Annotated in this window: 17 protein-coding genes; 11 read left to right on the top strand and 6 right to left on the bottom strand. The window is 70.3% G+C overall.

Going from position 1 to position 17599, the window contains the following annotated elements; all coding sequences use genetic code 11:
* Nucleotides 1–107: 107 nt before the first annotated feature.
* The 3 genes from ACPXCS_RS34455 to ACPXCS_RS34445 are packed head-to-tail and all read right to left on the bottom strand — an operon-like array spanning nt 108 to nt 2189.
* On the bottom strand, nt 108–908 hold the full coding sequence (locus ACPXCS_RS34455; protein ID WP_425951453.1) for an AIM24 family protein: 801 nt from the start codon (nt 906–908) through the stop codon (nt 108–110).
* Entirely contained in the window at nt 905–1555 is a 651-nt protein-coding gene (locus ACPXCS_RS34450) for an AIM24 family protein (RefSeq protein ID WP_425951452.1), read from the bottom strand. The genes ACPXCS_RS34455 and ACPXCS_RS34450 overlap by 4 nt, the downstream gene beginning before the upstream one ends.
* Before the next feature lies 1 nt (nt 1556).
* Nucleotides 1557–2189 (bottom strand): AIM24 family protein, encoded by a 633-nt coding sequence (locus ACPXCS_RS34445; RefSeq protein ID WP_425951451.1) that lies wholly within the window; start codon nt 2187–2189, stop codon nt 1557–1559.
* Nucleotides 2190–2360: 171 nt separating this feature from the next.
* On the opposite strand from ACPXCS_RS34445, the gene ACPXCS_RS34440 reads away from it, so the two are divergent.
* From ACPXCS_RS34440 to ACPXCS_RS34425, 4 genes are all read left to right on the top strand, one after another.
* Nucleotides 2361–2705: a DUF3817 domain-containing protein gene (locus ACPXCS_RS34440; RefSeq protein ID WP_425951450.1), complete on the top strand. Its 345-nt coding sequence runs from the start codon at nt 2361–2363 to the stop codon at nt 2703–2705.
* Nucleotides 2702–2995, top strand: a complete 294-nt coding sequence (locus ACPXCS_RS34435; RefSeq protein ID WP_425951449.1) for an MTH1187 family thiamine-binding protein — start codon at nt 2702–2704, stop codon at nt 2993–2995. Before ACPXCS_RS34440 ends, ACPXCS_RS34435 begins: the two co-directional genes overlap by 4 nt.
* A gap of 210 nt (nt 2996–3205) precedes the next feature.
* Entirely contained in the window at nt 3206–5056 is a 1851-nt protein-coding gene (locus tag ACPXCS_RS34430) for a glycosyltransferase family 2 protein (protein WP_425951448.1), read from the top strand.
* A gap of 3 nt (nt 5057–5059) precedes the next feature.
* Complete coding sequence (locus ACPXCS_RS34425) at nt 5060–7015, top strand: galactose oxidase-like domain-containing protein (protein ID WP_425951447.1); 1956 nt, start codon at nt 5060–5062, stop codon at nt 7013–7015.
* Between the two features lie 12 nt (nt 7016–7027).
* Here ACPXCS_RS34425 and ACPXCS_RS34420 read toward each other — a convergent pair whose 3' ends face one another.
* Nucleotides 7028–8017, bottom strand: coding sequence for a glycoside hydrolase family 6 protein (locus ACPXCS_RS34420; protein ID WP_425951446.1), 990 nt, complete (start codon nt 8015–8017; stop codon nt 7028–7030).
* 168 nt (nt 8018–8185) lie between these two features.
* Here ACPXCS_RS34420 and ACPXCS_RS34415 point away from each other — a divergent pair, with 168 nt between their 5' ends.
* From ACPXCS_RS34415 to ACPXCS_RS34405, 3 genes are all read left to right on the top strand, one after another.
* Nucleotides 8186–8695 (top strand): MarR family winged helix-turn-helix transcriptional regulator, encoded by a 510-nt coding sequence (locus ACPXCS_RS34415; RefSeq protein WP_425951445.1) that lies wholly within the window; start codon nt 8186–8188, stop codon nt 8693–8695.
* A 43-nt stretch (nt 8696–8738) separates the two neighbouring features.
* A complete protein-coding gene (locus ACPXCS_RS34410; RefSeq protein WP_425951444.1) occupies nt 8739–9077 on the top strand; it encodes a DUF3817 domain-containing protein in 339 nt (112 codons plus the stop codon).
* A 76-nt stretch (nt 9078–9153) separates the two neighbouring features.
* Nucleotides 9154–10854 (top strand): acyl-CoA mutase large subunit family protein, encoded by a 1701-nt coding sequence (locus tag ACPXCS_RS34405; protein WP_425951443.1) that lies wholly within the window; start codon nt 9154–9156, stop codon nt 10852–10854.
* 43 nt (nt 10855–10897) lie between these two features.
* Here the strand turns inward: ACPXCS_RS34405 and ACPXCS_RS34400 are convergent, their stop codons facing one another.
* A complete protein-coding gene (locus ACPXCS_RS34400) occupies nt 10898–11533 on the bottom strand; it encodes a TetR/AcrR family transcriptional regulator (protein ID WP_425951442.1) in 636 nt (211 codons plus the stop codon).
* Between the two features lie 236 nt (nt 11534–11769).
* Here ACPXCS_RS34400 and ACPXCS_RS34395 point away from each other — a divergent pair, with 236 nt between their 5' ends.
* The 4 genes from ACPXCS_RS34395 to ACPXCS_RS34380 all read left to right on the top strand — a co-directional run bounded on the left by ACPXCS_RS34395 (nt 11770) and on the right by ACPXCS_RS34380 (nt 16035).
* The gene (locus tag ACPXCS_RS34395; protein WP_425951441.1) at nt 11770–12744 is read left to right on the top strand and encodes a tetratricopeptide repeat protein; all 975 of its coding nucleotides are present in this window, start codon (nt 11770–11772) and stop codon (nt 12742–12744) included.
* A gap of 622 nt (nt 12745–13366) precedes the next feature.
* Nucleotides 13367–13999 carry a DUF6230 family protein gene (locus ACPXCS_RS34390; RefSeq protein ID WP_062929130.1) on the top strand — a complete coding sequence of 211 codons (633 nt, stop codon included), beginning with the start codon at nt 13367–13369 and terminating at the stop codon, nt 13997–13999.
* Nucleotides 14000–14117: 118 nt separating this feature from the next.
* Nucleotides 14118–14681, top strand: coding sequence for a DUF6114 domain-containing protein (locus ACPXCS_RS34385; RefSeq protein WP_425951440.1), 564 nt, complete (start codon nt 14118–14120; stop codon nt 14679–14681).
* Nucleotides 14671–16035, top strand: coding sequence for a hypothetical protein (locus ACPXCS_RS34380; protein WP_425951439.1), 1365 nt, complete (start codon nt 14671–14673; stop codon nt 16033–16035). Before ACPXCS_RS34385 ends, ACPXCS_RS34380 begins: the two co-directional genes overlap by 11 nt.
* Before the next feature lie 104 nt (nt 16036–16139).
* Here ACPXCS_RS34380 and pyk read toward each other — a convergent pair whose 3' ends face one another.
* Nucleotides 16140–17564, bottom strand: coding sequence for a pyruvate kinase (gene pyk / locus ACPXCS_RS34375; protein WP_425951438.1), 1425 nt, complete (start codon nt 17562–17564; stop codon nt 16140–16142).
* Between the last annotated feature and the right edge of the window lie 35 nt (nt 17565–17599).

Genomic DNA, 17599 nt, shown 5'->3' with positions numbered 1-17599 from the left:
CTACCTAAAAGGTTGAAAGGCGAACTAGTGAGGGGTGGCGTGTGACGGCGCACACCTGGCGAACAACAGTGCGCAGGCGTTCGATGTCACACTCCGCAGACTACCGCTCACAGCCCGAAGCGACGCTGGAGGTCCCCCAGCTGTCCGGGAAGACGCGGTACCCCGGCCTGGCCGCCCTGGTGCCCGGAAGGTCCGCCTCCGGGCACGCCCGCCTGGTGCGGCACGGCGCCCGTGGCCTGCTCCGCCATCACGGTCTCGGACGACTGCAGCAGGACCGTGCCGGCGCCGACGAACTCGAACTGGTGCTCCTCGCCGGAGGCCCCGCCCAGGCCCGTCAGCGCACGTAGACCGCCCAGCACGCCGGTCATGTACCCGTGGTCGTAGTGGTGGCAGGGCGAGGGGCAGTCGGCCCAGCCGACCAGGGCCTGGGGGTCGACCCGGATCGGGGGTTCCATGAAGACCACCGGGCCGTTCGACGCCGCCACGAACTTTCCGGTTCCGATGAGGGTCAGGAAACCCGGCACGATTGATTGCTTCAGGGCGAGAGTTGGCTGAAAAGCAAGCAAGTTGCCCGAGCGAATGGTCAGGTTGCCGTCTTGGAGGTCGTACGAATTGACGTCGAAGGCCCGGTCGGCGAGGAGCATCTTGCCCGAGCCCTCCGCCACGACCCAGTCGCTCGCGTGCAGTGGCGAATGGAAGGACGTGCGGACGAGGCGGTCCAGACGGCCGTGTCCGACGCCGTTGAAGTCGATCGAGCCGTAGTAGGCGATCATCTTCCCCTTCTGCAGGAACCACTGGCTCCCCTTGAGCTCCACGCAGAAGGTGTGGGGGTTGACGTTGTCGTCGGGCGGCAGCGTCGCCGGGTCGAAGACCACGGGGCCGGCGCCGGGGCTTCCGTACGTGCTCACAGCTTCTCCTCCGACGCCTGGACGTACACCGCACCGCTGCCGCTGAGCTCCAGCTGGAACGCCTCGCCCGAGCCGCGGCCCACCATGTCCCGCCAGCCCAGGGCCGTGGACAGCTTGTTGCGGACCTCGCCGTGGTGGGCGACATAGGCCTGCGGGTCCACGTGCACCGGGCGCTGCGGGCTGATCGGGATCTCGATGACGCCGCCGTGGGCCATGACCGCGACGGCCCCGTGGCCCTTCAGCGTGGTCGTGAACAGCCCCTGGCCGCTGACCTGGCCGCGCACCATGCCCATGACGCCGCCCTGCGAGCCCAGGAACATCGTGCCCTGCTGCAGGGTGCCCTCGAAGGCCAGCAGGCGGTCGGCCTCGACGTACAGCGTGTCGCCGGTGAGCCGGATCACCTGGATGTGGTGCCCGCCGTGCCCGAACAGGACCGTGCCGCTGCCCTCGACCGTCATCAGGGGGGTGTCCTCGTCGGCGACCCGGCGGCCGATCATCGACATGATCCCGCCCTGGCCGCCCGCCGTGCTGGGCGTGAAGGACACCTCGCCCCGGTAGGCGAGCATCGCGCCGCGCTGACTGAACAGCCGTTGCCCCGGCGTGACGGTCGCCTCGATCATCTTCGCGTTGATCTCCCGGAAGGCCATGTCACACGTCTCCCGCGATCGTGTTCCGCTCGCTCGGCTGCACGTACACCAGGCCGTCCCCCTCGAACCGCATCTGGAAGGCCTCGCCGCCGCCCTCCCCGAGCAGCGTGCGGAACGTCACACCCGACTGGAAGGACTGCCGCAGGTTCCCCTGGTGCGCCACGTACGCCCCCGGGTCCACGGTCAGCGGGTACTGGGCGCTGACCCGCAGCACCACCGCCGGGCCGTCCGACATGATCGCCGCCTGGCCGTGGCCCTCGACGGTCGTCGTGAACAGCCCGTTGCCCTGCGAGGCTCCGCGCAGGCCCGTGAAGTCCGTGCCCGTGCGCAGCCCGCCGTCGGTCGCGAGCAGGTTGCTGGACTCGACCCAGAGCTTGTCGCCCTGCAGGCCGACCAGGTTGATCTCGGAGGCACGGTCGGCGAACCAGCAGGTCCCCCGGCCCTTCACCTCCATCAACGTCATCTGCTCACCGGTGAGCCGCCGGGTCACCATCCCGCGGATGCCCTCGCCGCCGCCGCTGAGCTTCTTGAAGGCCATCTCGCCGTCGTACGCGACCATCGAGCCGTTCTTCGCCTTGACGGCGTCTCCGGTCATGTCGACGGCGAGCACCTTGCTGCCTTGAAGTCGGAACATCGCCACATACGGGAAGGTAGCCGCAGGCCGGGCTCCGCCGACAGGTACCGGGGGTGGAGATCGACCCTGACCGCACCCCTAGGGACCGGGGCCCCGGGTTGGTTTGCCACAATGGGCGGGACGCTTGTGCGTGCGTTCACAAATCGTTTCCCCTCCCACCGAAGGTGACCCGTGGACCTCAAGACCGCCACCGCCCTCCGCCGCCTCCGCCTGGTCTCGGCCCCCGAGGCGATCTCGTTCCTGCTCCTGCTGGTCTGCTCGGTGCTGAAGCGGACCACCGAATTCAACGCCGTGCCGGTGATGGGAGCGGTGCACGGGGCGCTGTTCGTCCTGTACGTGATCTTCTGGGCGGACGCGTGGAACCGGGCGAAGTGGCCGCTGCAGACGGCCGCGCTCTACTTCGTGCTCTCGGTGCTGCCGGCCGGCGGGTTCTTCGCGGAGCGGAAGCTGCGGCGTGAGGCCGAGGACGCGGTCATCGCGTCCCGGGCGCGCAACGAGGGCGTGGTGAGCGCATGATCGTCGCCTTCTCGGTGACCCCGCTGGGGGTCGGTGAGGACGTGGGGGAGTACGTCGCCGACGCCGTGCGGGTGGTGCGGGAGTCCGGGCTGCCGAACCGTACGGACGCGATGTTCACGTCCGTGGAGGGGGAGTGGGACGAGGTCATGGACGTCGTCCGGCGCGCGGTCGCCGCGGTCGAGCGGCGTGCGCCGCGGGTCTCCCTGGTCCTGAAGGCGGACATCCGCCCGGGCGTCACGGACGGCCTCACGTCCAAGGTGGAGACGGTGGAGCGGCATCTCGCGCAGTAGCCCCGCCGTGCCCCGACGCCCACGAGACCCCGGTTCCTCCGAGAGCCGGGGTCTTCGCGTACCCGGCGCATCCCCGACCTGCTGTGGGGCGACGGGTGCGGGCACCCACCCGCCTGGACGCCCCCAGTTCGACACCGCCCCAAAGATCCATTTTCGTATGGGTATCGGGGTATTGCGCTTCGATCAGGTCTCAACCATCTGGAGGGCGCTGTGCGGCCGGAGGGCTACGACTACGACTCCCACAGCCGACTCGCCGGACCGCTCACGGAGCCGTCCGGCGAGGCGTACCGGGTGCAGTACGCCTCGCTCCTCGCCCGTGAGCCCCGCCGAATACGAGCCGTCCTCCTGATGTGCCTCGCCCCGCTGCTCACCGGGGCCCTGCTGGTCTACCTCATCTGGCCCACCCACTGGGTGGAGCGCGAGGGCGGTGAACGCTGGCTCGTCGGACTCGACGTGACCATGCTGGTCTCGATCGGCCTCATCGAACTGTTCATGCTCGTCAACGTCGCCTCGGTCGCCCACGCCACGATGGTCGCCCGCGACCCCGTCCCGGTCGTCCCCGAACCCGGCACCCGCGTCGCCTTCCTGACCACCTACGTCCCGGGCAAGGAACCCCTCTCCATGGTCCGCGCGACCCTGGAGGGCGCCGTCCGCATGCACCACACCGGCCCGCTCGACGTCTGGCTCCTCGACGAGGGCGACGACGCCGACGCCAAGGCCCTGTGCGCGGAGCTCGGCGTGCGGCACTTCACCCGGCTCGGCGTCCCCGAGTGGAACCGCTCCGAGGGCGTCCACAAGGCCCGTACCAAGCACGGGAACTACAACGCCTGGATCGCCATGCACGGCGACGCCTACGACTTCTTCGCGTCCGTCGACACCGACCACGTCCCGCTCCCGAACTTCCTGGAGCGGATGATGGGTTACTTCCGCGACCCGGACGTCGCCTTCGTCGTCGGCCCCCAGGTGTACGGCAACTACCACAACCCCGTCACCAAGGCCGCCGAGTCGCAGCAGTTCCTCTTCCACGCCCTGATCCAGCGGGCCGGCAACCGCTACCGCGCCCCCATGTTCGTCGGCACCAACAACGTCGTGCGCATCTCCGTCGTCAAGCAGATCGGCGGTCTGTACGACTCCATCACCGAGGACATGGCCACCGGCTTCGAGATCCACCGCCACCGCAACCCGGCCACCCGCCACCACTGGCGCTCCGTCTACACCCCGGACGTGCTGGCCGTCGGTGAGGGCCCGGCCTCCTGGACCGACTTCTTCACCCAGCAGATGCGCTGGTCGCGCGGCACCTACGAGACGCTCATCAAGCAGTACTGGAAGGCGCCCTTCAGCATGCCCCCGGGCCGCCTGCTGTCCTACACGCTGATGCTCGTCTACTACCCGATGACGGCCGTCAACTGGCTGCTCGGCATCCTCAGCTGCGTCCTGTTCCTCTGGTTCGGCGCCTCCGGCACCCAGGTCTCCGCCTCGGTGTGGATGATGCTGTACAGCGACGCCGCCGCGCTCCAGGTCGGCCTCTACCTCTGGAACCGCCGGCACAACGTCTCCCCGCACGAACCGGAGGGCTCCGGCGGCCTGGCCGGCATGGCGATGTCGGCCCTGTCCGCGCCGATCTACCTCAAGTCCCTGGGCGAGGCCCTGCTGCGCCGGCCCAGCCGGTTCGTCGTCACGCCCAAGGGCGGCGACGCCAGCCCCGACCGGCCGGCCACCTTCCGCATCCACCTCTTCTGGGCCGGCCTGCTGGCCTCGTCCCTGGCCGCCTCGGTGGCCCTGGACCACACGCACGCCGCGATGCGCACCTGGGCCGTCCTGGCCATGGCCATCTCTCTGGCCCCGGCCGGGGTGTGGGCCGTGACCCTCCTCAAGGAGCACCGGGAGCGTCACCCGCGCTCCGCACAGGCCCCGCAGGCCCCCGACTCCGCGCAGACCCCCACCCCCACCGCGCCCCACACCCCCGCACGCGTGCCCGGAACGAAGGAGCCCGCCCCGGCCCTCGCCACCGTGTCCCCGGCGGCGGCCCCGGCGACCGGCACCACGACAGGAGGCAACTAGGCCATGGCGTACCAGCCCTCGCAGAAGACCAAGAAGACCGTCCTGGGCATCGGCGGGATCGCGGTCCTGGCGGGCCTGAACGCCCCGGCCGCGCTGGACTTCGCCTCCGCGCAGTACCACGAGTACAAGATCGCCCAGCCCGGCTACAAGGCGAAGTACGGCTCCTGGGACCAGATCGACATCCCCGAGGAGTACCGCACCAACGCCATCCACGCCGCCCTGCTGCACACCGGCAAGGTGCTGATCGTCGCCGGGTCGGGCAACGAGCAGCGCAAGTTCGACAAGGGCCAGTTCGACACCGTCCTGTGGGACCCGGAGAAGAACACCTTCAAGAAGGTCCCCACCCCGGAGGACTTCTTCTGCGCCGGGCACGCCCAACTGCCCGACGGCCGCCTGCTGGTGGCCGGCGGCACCGCGCGCTACGAGCTGCTGGACGGCGAGGTGACCCGGGCCGGCGGCGGCATGCGGGTGAAGAACGAGAGCCCCGACAAGGCGGTGCACCTGAAGAAGGGCACCCGTTTCCGCTCCCCGTCGGGCGTCGAGTACGTCACGAAGTTCGACGTCACCGTCCCCAAGGCCAAGCGCACCTTCAAGGTGACGTACAACAGCCGCGGCGTGATGCAGCCCTGGAGGACCAAGGTCACCGCCAGCGAGGCCCGCGTCTTCGTGGAGGCCGTCAAGAAGGGCAAGCGGTCGGTCACCGGCACCCAGGCGCAGTACGCGGTCGTCGGCCTCAAGGGCCGGGCCGCCGAGAACGTCTACGGCCTGTCCGAGAAGATCACCCTCGACAAGCAGGACTTCCAGGGCATCCGCGCCGCCTACGAGTTCGACCCGAAGGCCGAGAAGTACGTCCCGGTCGACGCGATGGACAAGGCCCGCTGGTACCCGACGCTCGTCGGCCTGGACGACGGGCGGGTGCTCGCGGTGTCCGGCCTGGACGACGTCGGCATGATCGACCCGGGCGACAACGAGATCTACGACCCGGAGACCAAGAAGTGGTCACCCGGCCCCAAGCGGTACTTCCCGACGTACCCCGCCCTGTTCCTGACCAAGGGCGGCAAGCTGTTCTACTCGGCCTCCAACGCCGGGTACGGCCCCGCCGACCAGGGGCGCCAGCCGGGGCTGTGGGACCTGGAGACCAACACCTTCCGCAAGGTGCCGGGCCTGAGCGACCTCGACCAGACCGAGACCTCGGCCTCCGTGCTGCTCCCCCCGGCGCAGGAGCAGAAGGTGATGATCCTCGGCGGAGGCGGCGTCGGCGAGTCGAAGAAGTCCACCCCGCGCACGGCGGTCGTGGACCTGAAGAAGGACAACCCGGCCTTCGAGGACGGCCCCGACCTGCCGCAGGGCACCCGCTACCTGAACAGCGTGATCATGCCGGACGACACCGTGTTCACGTCCAACGGGTCGAAGGACTACCGCGGGCGCAGCGCCAGCAACATCCTCCGGGCGCAGTTCTACGACCCGAAGGCCAACGCCTTCCGGGAGGCCGCCGCGCCGAAGGTGGGCCGCAACTACCACTCCGAGGCCCTGCTGCTGCCCGACGGCCGGATCGCCACCTTCGGCTCCGACCCGCTCTTCGACGACCAGCAGAACACCAAGCTGGGCCACTTCGAGCAGCGCATGGAGGTCTTCACCCCGCCCACGCTGCACAAGAACGCCTCGAAGCGCCCCGCGCTGAAGGACGGGCCGCGGACGCTGGACGAGGACCACCGCATCACGTACCGCACGGACCACCCCGAGCGCGTGGCCGCGGCACGGCTGATGCGGCCCAGCGCGGTCACGCACACCACGGACGTCGAACAGCGCTCCATCGAGCTGGACATCACCCGGAAGGACGGAGCGGTGACGTTCGACGTCCCGCGCGACCCCGCCCTCGTGCCGCCCGGCTGGTACATGCTGTTCGTGACGGACGCCGAGGGCACCCCCTCCAAGGCCAAGTGGGTCCACGTGCAGTGAGCGGCGGACCGGTCAGCCCTTGGCGTTGCGCGCCAGTTCCAGGGCGTACTCGGGCCACCAGCGCCCGGCGGCCGGGCCGCCCTCGCAGGTCCCGTCCGACTCGCCGGGCCGCTTGATCCACAGGTAGGCGTCGACGACGGGCCGGCCGGTGGCGGTCGTGGGCGGGGTGCCGAGCGCCCGGCCCGGCGGGTTGCACCAGACGCCGGGCAGCGGGCCGTTGCCGTTGCGGCTGGTGTCGACGACGAAGTGCTTGCCGCCGAGGGCCTCGGCGAGCCGGCCGCCGTACTCGGTGGTGACCTTGTCGGTCTGGAAGTTGGAGACGTTGAGGGCGAAGCCGTCGGCCTGTTCGATCCCGGCCCGCTTCAGCGGCTCGACCAGCTTCTGCGACTCCCGGATCCAGTCCGCGTTGCCCGCGTCCAGGTAGACCTTGGTGTGCGGCTGCTGCTTCAGGCGTCTGATGGCCTCGCCGAGGAGCTGCTCGCGTTCGGCGTGGTACTGGGCGGGGGTGCAGCCGTCCACGACGTGCGCGACCGCGTCGGGCTCCAGGACGACCAGGGCGTCGGCCTCGCCGAGGGCGTCGGCGAACTTGCCGATCCAGTCGCGGTAGGCGTTCGCGTCCGCCGCCCCGCCCGCGGAGTGCTGGCCGCAGTCCCGGTGCGGGATGTTGTAGGCGACGAAGACCGCCGTCTTGCCCTCCCGGCTCGCGGCCGAGGCGGCCGCCCGGACCATCGGGGCCGGGTCGATCTCACCGGCCGGCCAGAGCGCGACCGGCTGGTCGGCGATGCGTTTGATCAGCGTGGCGTCCCCCTCCCGGCCCTGCCGCTGCCAGAGCCGCGCCTGCCGGGCCGCGGGGCTGTCGGGGTCCACCCAGAACGGGGAGGCCGCGTAGCCGGCCCGGGTGGTGTCGACGTCGGTGGCGCCTTCGTCGCGGTCGGCGGACGTGCAGCCCGCGGCGAGACCGAGTACCGAGAGGGCCGCGAGGGCGTGGATCAGCCGAGTCATGCCGCTCCCTGGGGGATGGTGACGGTGGGTGACGAACCGAAGGCAATCGTGACACACCGGCAGGAATCGCAGCGGAAAGGACATGAGTCGGCCCCACCTTCCGAGGTGCTGGGACCGAAGGGCGAGACAGGGCTGACCACCATGTGACCGGCCGGTAAGGTCTGGACCGTGCCGAAGCCGCTCAGTCTCTCCTTCGATCCGATCGCGCGCGCCGACGAACGCTGGAAGCAGCGCTGGGGAAACGTGCCGTCCATGGCCGCGATCACCTCGATCATGCGCGCCCAGCAGATCCTCCTCGCCGAGGTCGACGCGGTGGTCAAACCGTACGGGCTGACGTTCGCGCGCTACGAGGCGCTGGTCCTGCTCACCTTCTCGAAATCGGGCGAGCTGCCGATGTCCAGGATCGGCGAGCGGCTCATGGTGCACCCCACCTCCGTGACGAACACGGTGGACCGCCTGGTGCGGTCCGGTCTGGTCGCCAAGCGGCCCAACCCCAACGACGGCCGCGGCACCCTCGCCAGCATCACCGACAAGGGCCGCGAGGTCGTCGAGTCGGCCACCCGCGACCTGATGGCGATGGACTTCGGGCTGGGGGCGTACGACGCCGAGGAGTGTGCGGAGATCTTCGCGATGCTGCGCCCGCTGCGGATCGCCGCCGGGGACTTCACGGAGAAGTGACCCGGGGCAAGATCTCCCGGAACGGGTCGTTACGCTCGACGGCATGAAAAAGAGCGTGCTGACCCGCTACCGCGTGATGGCCTACGTCACCGGCGTCCTGCTGGTCCTGCTGACCTTCGGCATGATCGGCAAGTACGTGCTCGACCTGGACGGCGCGGCCGACTTCACGCGCGTCGTCAGCATCGCGCACGGCTGGCTCTACGTCGTGTACCTGGTCTTCGCCTTCGACCTGGGCTCCAAGGCCAAGTGGCCGGTCGCCAAGCAGCTGTGGGTGCTGCTCGCCGGCACCATCCCCACGGCCGCCTTCTTCGTGGAGCGCAGGATCAGCCACGAGCTGCAGGGACGGGTCGCGGAGGACTCGCCCGCGCCCGTCGAGGCGTAAACCGCACCGCCGTACGGAGCAACGTACGGCGGTCAGCCATCGACATTTACTTGGACGTCCTAGTAAATTCGGGGGTATGGACGCTCACGCCATAGAGGAAGGCCGCCGTCGCTGGCAGGCCCGGTACGACGCCGCGCGCAAGCGCGAGGCGGACTTCACGACGCTCTCCGGCGATGCCGTGGAGCCGGTGTACGGGCCCCGGCCCGGGGACACGTACGAGGGCTTCGAACGCATCGGGTGGCCGGGGGAGTACCCCTTCACCCGTGGCCTGTACGCGACCGGCTACCGGGGGCGCACCTGGACGATCCGGCAGTTCGCGGGGTTCGGCAACGCCGAGCAGACCAACGAGCGCTACAAGATGATCCTCCGCAACGGCGGCGGCGGGCTCTCGGTCGCCTTCGACATGCCGACCCTCATGGGCCGTGACTCCGACGACCCGCGCTCGCTGGGCGAGGTCGGGCACTGCGGTGTCGCCATCGACTCGGCCGCCGACATGGAGGTCCTGTTCAAGGACATCCCGCTCGGTGACGTCACGACGTCCATGACCATCAGCGGTCCGGCCGTCCCGGTCTTCTGCATGTACCTGGTCGCCGCCGAGCGGCAGGGCGTCGACCCGTCCGTCCTGAACGGCACCCTCCAGACGGACATCTTCAAGGAGTACATCGCGCAGAAGGAGTGGCTCTTCCAGCCCGAGCCGCACCTGCGCCTCATCGGCGACCTGATGGAGCACTGCGCGGCCGGCATCCCCGCGTACAAGCCGCTGTCGGTCTCCGGCTACCACATCCGCGAGGCCGGGGCGACGGCCGCGCAGGAGCTGGCGTACACCCTCGCGGACGGCTTCGGGTACGTGGAGCTGGGGCTGTCGCGCGGTCTGGACGTCGACGTCTTCGCCCCCGGCCTGTCGTTCTTCTTCGACGCGCACGTCGACTTCTTCGAGGAGATCGCCAAGTTCCGCGCGGCGCGCCGGATCTGGGCCCGCTGGATGCGCGACGTCTACGGCGCCACGTCCGAGAAGGCGCAGTGGCTCCGCTTCCACACCCAGACCGCGGGCGTCTCGCTCACCGCGCAGCAGCCCTACAACAACGTCGTACGGACGGCCGTGGAGGCGCTGGCGGCGGTGCTCGGCGGGACGAACTCGCTGCACACCAACGCCCTCGACGAGACCCTCGCCCTGCCGAGCGAGCAGGCGGCGGAGATCGCGCTGCGCACGCAGCAGGTGCTGATGGAGGAGACCGGCGTCGCCAACGTCGCCGACCCGCTCGGCGGCTCCTGGTACGTCGAGCAGCTGACCGACCGGATCGAGGCGGACGCGGAGAAGATCTTCGAGCAGATCAAGGAGCGGGGCCTGCGCGCGCACCCCGACGGCCGCCACCCCATCGGCCCGATCACCTCCGGGATCCTGCGCGGCATCGAGGACGGCTGGTTCACCGGCGAGATCGCCGAGTCGGCGTTCCGCTACCAGCAGTCGCTGGAGAAGGGCGACAAGAAGGTCGTCGGCGTGAACGTCCACACCGGCTCGGTCACCGGCGACCTGGAGATCCTGCGGGTCAGCCATGAGGTGGAGCGCGAGCAGGTGCGGGTCCTGGCCGCACGCAAGTCGGCCCGCGACGACGCGGCGGTACGCGCCGCCCTGGACGCGATGCTCGCCGCCGCGCGCGACGGCTCCAACATGATCGGGCCGATGCTGGACGCGGTCCGCGCGGAGGCCACGCTCGGCGAGATCTGCGGGGTGCTGCGGGACGAGTGGGGGGTGTACACGGAGCCGGCCGGGTTCTGAGTGATCCGGGGCGGCTCCTCCCGCTGAGGAGCCGCCGCGCGGTTCAGCCGGGGGCCGGGTGGGCGGCGGGCGCGGCCAGGCCCCGGAGCAGGACCTGGGTGAAGGCGCGGACCCACTCCTCGTCCGCCGGCTGCCCGCTCACCAGGGTGCGGTGCACCACCGCACCCGCCACCATGTCGAAGATCAGGTCCACCGTGCGGGAGGCCGCCTCGGCGTCGGGTTCCGCGGGGAGCTCGCCCCTGGTCTGGGCCCGGGCGCGGCCCTCCAGGACCAGGCGCTTCTGGCGGTCCACGACCGAGGCGCGGACGCGGTCGCGCAGGGCCTCGTCGCGGGTCGCCTCCGTCACCACCGCCATCAGCCCGCTCTGTGCCTCGGGCAGGGCCAGGATCGCGGCGAACTGCGCGACCACGCCCTCGATGTCCGCGGCCAGCGAGCCGCGGTCGGGGAGCCGCAGTTCGTCGAAGAGTTCCGCGACCGCGTCGACGACCAGTTCGTTCTTGCCCGCCCAGCGGCGGTAGAGCGTCGTCTTCGCGACGCCCGCGCGGCTGGCGACGTCCCCCAGGGTGAGTTTGGACCAGCCCAGGTCCACGAGCGCCGCCCGCGTGGCGGCCAGGATCGCGGCGTCCGCCGCGGCGCTGCGCGGGCGCCCGGTGCGGCTGGCTGGGCTGCGGCTCTGCATGTCCCGACCATAAACCTGCGGTTCCCGTACGGCGCCGTGAGGGAGATCACCGGGGGGTGGTGTCCCCGGAGCGCGGCAGGGCATTACGCTACGACTCGTAGCGAAAGCCCGTGCGGGACGTACACGGGCCTCGCGCACCCGGCGTGGGGTGGGGACCCGGCGCCGCAGGGGACCCGGCCGGCCTTGCTTTCACACCGTTTTTCACACGCGCGCGCAGTACGGGGGAGGATAGGCGCATGCAGCCACGGAACATGTCCATGAGCGGAGTCGTCGACCTCGCCGCGGTGAAGGCGGCCCAGGAGGCCAAGGCGAAGGCGGAGCAGGCGCGCGCCCAAGCAGCCCGTGAGGGCGGGGCGGGGGCGATCTCCCCGGCCGATCTCGTCATCGACGTCGACGAGGCGGGGTTCGAGAGGGACGTCCTGCAGCGGTCCGCCGAGGTGCCGGTCGTCATCGACTTCTGGGCCGAGTGGTGTCAGCCCTGCAAGCAGCTGAGCCCGGTCCTGGAGCGGCTGGCCGTCGAGTACAACGGCCGCATCCTGCTCGCCAAGATCGACGTCGACGCCAACCAGATGCTGATGCAGCAGTTCGGCATCCAGGGGATCCCCGCCGTCTTCGCGGTCGTCGCGGGTCAGGCGCTGCCGCTCTTCCAGGGTGCCGCGGGCGAGGCGCAGATCCGGCAGACCCTGGACCAGCTGGTGCAGGTCGCCGAGCAGCGCTTCGGCCTGACCGGCCTCACCGTAGACCCCGACGCCGAGCCCGGCGGTGCCCCGGCGGCCCCCGAGCGGCCGGCCGGCCCGTACGACGCGCTCCTCGAAGCCGCCGTGCAGGCGCTGGACTCGGGGGACCTGGGCGGTGCCGTCCAGGCGTACCGGAACGTGCTGAACGAGGACCCCGCCAACGAGGAGGCCAAACTGGGCCTCGCACAGGCCGAGTTGCTCCAGCGCGTGCAGGGCGTCGACCCGCAGCGGGTGCGCAAGGAGGCGGCCGAGAAGCCCGCCGACGTGCAGGCGCAGATCGCCGCCGCCGACCTGGATCTGGTGGGCGGCCATGTCGAGGACGCCTTCGGCCGGCTGATCGAGACCGTGCAGCGCACGGCGGGCGACGACCGGGACACCGCGCGGATGCGGCTGCTGGAGCTGTTCGAGGTGGTCGGCCCCGACGACCCGCGGGTGATCGCGGCGCGCCGGGCCCTGGCACGCGCCCTGTTCTGACCAGTCGTTAAACGCGCGGGCCCGTGGTGCCCGCGTGAAGAGTTCGCCCCGAGAGCGTCACTGCGGCCGCGCTTTACCAAAACTTGGTAATCGCGGCCGCTGTTACTGCGAGTAAGTCGGGGGCGTTGATCTGTCGGATTCTGTCCAGCGATCAACAGCTTTGTACCGCCCCTCCGGGCCACCCTGAGTCGCCGACCGAGACCGATGGGTCGTTGTTCGGTTATCGCGCCGTTACTAGCGAGTAACGAACCCCCTTGTGCGGGCGGCGAGAATGCACCACGATCGGCCACGCTCGGTCCAATCCCGTACCCCGGCAGCCGGTTGGGTCGCGGGAGATCCTGGGTCCCCACCGAGCAGAGCCGGCGGCAGTGGCGCCGGCTCTTGGACAGGGGGGTCTTCGCCCGTCCGGCGAAGCCTGTCCAGCAGGGTTGTGCGTGATGCGTGTCAGGCGCGACCAGTGGTTGTCGCTCGGGGGTGATCGCCGGTGATTCGGGCGCCAGTGGCGCCGCCGAGTGCAGGCGCTCTCCTTCCCGAGGACGTAGCACTTCTCCCATCCCTGCCCGGCTGAGCCGCGACTCGGGGCGAGCCAGGACAGGAGATGTACGTCCGAGAAGGAGGAAATATGGAGTCCCAGGTGCGTGGCGGGACCAGATGGAAGCGGTTCGCTGTGGTCATGGTGCCCAGCGTCGCCGCCACGGCTGCGATAGGTGTCGCCCTCGCGCAGGGCGCTCTCGCCGCGTCGTTCAGTGTCTCCGGGCAGTCGTTCAAGGTCACGACCGACCAGCTCGTCGGCACCGGTTTCTCGCAGTACGGCGCCCTCGACGAGGGTTACACGATGGACGGCAAGAAGGCCGTCCACCCGGTCGCCGTCTCGTCGTTCAAGCAGGCGACGATCAAGAACCTGTGCCAGTCGGTCGTCACCCCGAACATTCCGGTGCTCGGGAACGTCAGCCTGATCCTGCGTGCGGGTCAGGGTGCGAAGCCGGTGGAGGCCCAGAACCTCTACATCGACGTCGCCGACCTCAGCGCGGACGCGACGTTCGAGAACATCGACATCGGTGTGGCCGCCAAGGACGCCACCAAGGGTCCGGCCATGAGGAAGGGCGAGACGGCGAACCCGTACGGCTTCGCCCAGCAGGCCGACAAGGCGACCCTGACCGACGTGAAGCAGACGGCGTGGGCGACCACCGCCGGAACCTTCAAGCTCAGCGGCCTGAAGATGTCGCTGTCGACGGGTGTCAAGGAGTGCTACTAAGCACTCGATGACGGGCGGGGGAGCCGGTGGCGCCCCCGCCCGTCCACCTTCCGGTCGCGCCTTCACGCGCGGCCCACATCACCACCACAGCAACGCCGTACCAGGGAGCTGTTTTTCCATGAGCGCCGAGACTCCTGCCGCAGACGGCCAGTTCACTCTCCGGAGGCAGCAGTTCCGCGCCTGGCGGGGTACGCGGCCGTTCTGGGCCGGGCTGTTCGTCCTGCTCAGCGGGCTGCCCATCGCCTACTTCCCGTACGCGAACCTCCAGATCGGTCACCTGACGCTGGCGATGGCGACCACCGCGGGTGCCGGATCCCTGATCATCGGCGTGCTGCTCGTGGTCCTGGGCGTCAGCCTCTGGTTCCAGAAGCACGTCCGCGTCTTCGCGGGAGTCGCGGCGATCCTGCTGGCGCTGGTGTCCATCCCCGTGTCCAACCTCGGCGGTTTCCTCATCGGCTTCCTGCTCGCCCTCGTGGGCGGAGCGATGGCCGTGGCCTGGGCGCCGGGCGCACCGGCCGCCGGGCAGCTCGCCACCCACGCCGGCGAGGGCACGGGCGGGACCTCCGGGGCCGCGGACCACGACACCACGGTGGCGGGGCCCGTCGACGCGGTGGACCAGCCGAACGATCTGTCAGGAACGAACCCGGCCAACGGGGCGAACGGGAGGCACAGTGCCGGCTGACGAGGTGACCCACGGGGCTGATGTGGAGGCGTCCCGTGTGAGAACCGGGCCGCGCCACGCGGCACCCAAGAAGCCGCTGTTCACCAGGTTCAACAGGCCGGCCGGCAAGGCGATAGCCATGGCGGCGATGCCGACGGCGGTGCTCATGGGGATGGGCTTCACGTCGACGCTCGCCATCGCCGACAGCAAGACGCCGGCGACGCCGACGGCCAAGAGCCTGACGGTCGACGAGTACAAGGACTGCGTGGCGGCCCTGGAGGACTCCGGAAAGGACTCCGAGGACGACGCCTCGGCCTCGCCCACGCCGTCCCCCTCGGCCAGTGACGGCGCGACGGACGGCGAGGACGGGCAGAGCGGCACGGCGCCGAAGCCGTCGCCCTCCACCGGCACGGGCGGCACGGACACGAGCGAGGGCGGTTCCTCTTCGCCGGATTCAGGTTCCGACGACAAGGACGAGCCCGCGCCCGCCCCGTCCGCGAGCGAGCCGGCCACCGGCGGCGACGACGCGGCGGCCACACCGTCCCCCTCGCCGTCCGAGAGCGGCGGCGGCCTCCTGGAGGGCATCGGCGACGCCATCGACGGCATCCTGGGCGGCGGGGACAAGGCGGAGGCGAGCCCGAGCCCCACCCCGTCCGCCACGGCGTCCGAGGCGACGGCCGAGCGGCCCACCGAGGACGCGACCGGCACCGCCCGGGAGACGACCGACAAGGCCACCGGGTCCGCCGCGGACACCGTCGGGGACGGCGCGGGGAAGGCCGAGGAGCCGGCCCGCGACGCCGAGGACGCCGCGAAGGCCGTCGAGAAGGCGGCGAAGGAGAAGGCCGCCGAGGCCACCGCCTCGCCCAGCCCGACGCCCAGCGCGAGCGCCACCACGGACCCCGACGACTGCCCGGCCGCCACCGACGCCGAGGGCGGCGTCGACAACACGGTGCCGCTGCCCGACGACCCCTGGTACCTCAACGCCAGCTCGCTGACGCTGAAGGGCGCCGACTACAAGGGCGTCGTCGAGGTGCGCACCGCCAGCGGCTCGGTCAAGAAGGTCCTGAAGTACGTCATCTCCGGCGGCACCGACATCGGTGACCTCCACCAGACGGTCGAGGACAAGCAGTCCGGCAAGACCTACCACGTGCAGGCGGCCAAGGGCTCGACGTCCACGATCCGCGACGGCGACACGGTGATGTACACCGAGAGCATCTCGGGCAACCTGCTCGGGCTGATCCCGATCACCTTCGACCCCGAGCACCCGCCGCCGCTGAACATCCCGCTGATCTACTTCACCAACGTGAAGGTCACCCAGGCGGGCCAGTTCGGCGGGACCCTGCACGTGCCCGGTCTGCACAACTACATCGACTGAGCGACCACTCGAGCCCGTTCGGGAGCCGCACACACGAGGGCGCCCCCTGGATCCCAGGGGGCGCCCTCGGCGTTCGTGCGCGGCCTTCGGGGACCGGCGGCCGATCAGTTCATGGTGCCCAGGTGGTGCACCCGCACCATGTTGGTGGTGCCGGGGACGCCGGGGGGCGAACCCGCCGTGATCACCACGACGTCACCCGTGTTGAAGCGGTTGAGCTTGATCAGCTCCTGGTCCACCAGGTCGACCATCTCGTCGGTGCTGTTCACGAACGGCACCACGTACGGCTCCACGCCCCAGCTCAGCGCCATCTGGTTGCGCGTGCCCTCGTCGGTGGTGAAGGCGATGATCGGCTGCTGCGCGCGGTAGCGCGACAGCCGGCGGGCGGTGTCGCCGGACTGGGTGAAGGCCACCAGGCCGCGGCCGCCGAGGAAGTCGGCGATCTCGCAGGCGGCACGGGCCACCGAACCACCCTGTGTGCGCGGCTTCTTGCCCGGGACCAGCGGCTGCAGGCCCTTGGACATGAGTTCCTGCTCGGCCGCGGTGACGATCTTCGACATCGTCTTGACGGTCTCGATGGGGTACGCGCCCACGCTCGACTCGGCGGACAGCATGACCGCGTCGGCGCCGTCCAGGATCGCGTTGGCCACGTCGGAGGCCTCGGCGCGGGTCGGACGGGAGTTGGTGATCATCGACTCCATCATCTGGGTCGCCACGATCACCGGCTTGGCGTTGCGCCGGCACAGCTCGATCAGGCGCTTCTGCACCATGGGGACCTTCTCGAGCGGGTACTCGACGGCCAGGTCACCGCGGGCGACCATGACACCGTCGAACGCCATCACGACGTCCTCCATGTTCTGCACCGCCTGGGGCTTCTCCACCTTGGCGATGACGGGGACGCGGCGGCCCTCCTCGTCCATGATGCGGTGCACGTCCTGGACGTCCTTGGCGTCGCGGACGAAGGACAGCGCGACCAGGTCGCAGCCCATCCGCAGGGCGAAGCGGAGGTCCTCGATGTCCTTCTCCGACAGGGCGGGCACGTTGACGGCCGCGCCGGGCAGGTTGATGCCCTTGTGGTCGGAGATGACGCCGCCCTCGATGACGATCGTCTTGACCCGGTGGCCCTCGACCTCGGTGACCTTCAGCTCGACGTTGCCGTCGTTGATGAGCACCTGGTCGCCCTTGTTGACGTCGCCGGGCAGGCCCTTGTAGGTCGTCCCGCAGATCGTCTTGTCGCCGGGGACGTCCTCGGTGGTGATGGTGAACTCGTCACCGCGCACCAGCTCCACGGGACCCTCGGCGAAGGTCTCCAGGCGGATCTTCGGGCCCTGCAGGTCGGCGAGGACACCGATGGCCCGGCCGGTCTCCTTGGCGGCGGCCCGGACCCGGTCGTACCGGCCCTGGTGCTCGGCGTGCGAGCCGTGGCTGAAGTTGAAGCGGGCCACGTTCATGCCGGCTTCGATCAGCGCGACAAGCTGATCGTGGGAGTCGACCGCGGGGCCGAGAGTACAGACGATTTTCGAACGGCGCATGGGGGCGATCCTATCGGTTTGTTTCCCAGCGGAAT

The sequence above is a fragment of the Streptomyces sp. DT190 genome (assembly GCF_049846985.1).
GTDB lineage: Bacteria > Actinomycetota > Actinomycetes > Streptomycetales > Streptomycetaceae > Streptomyces.
Note: the sequence above shows the minus strand (reverse complement) of the source record. Positions and strands in the feature narration are given on the sequence as shown.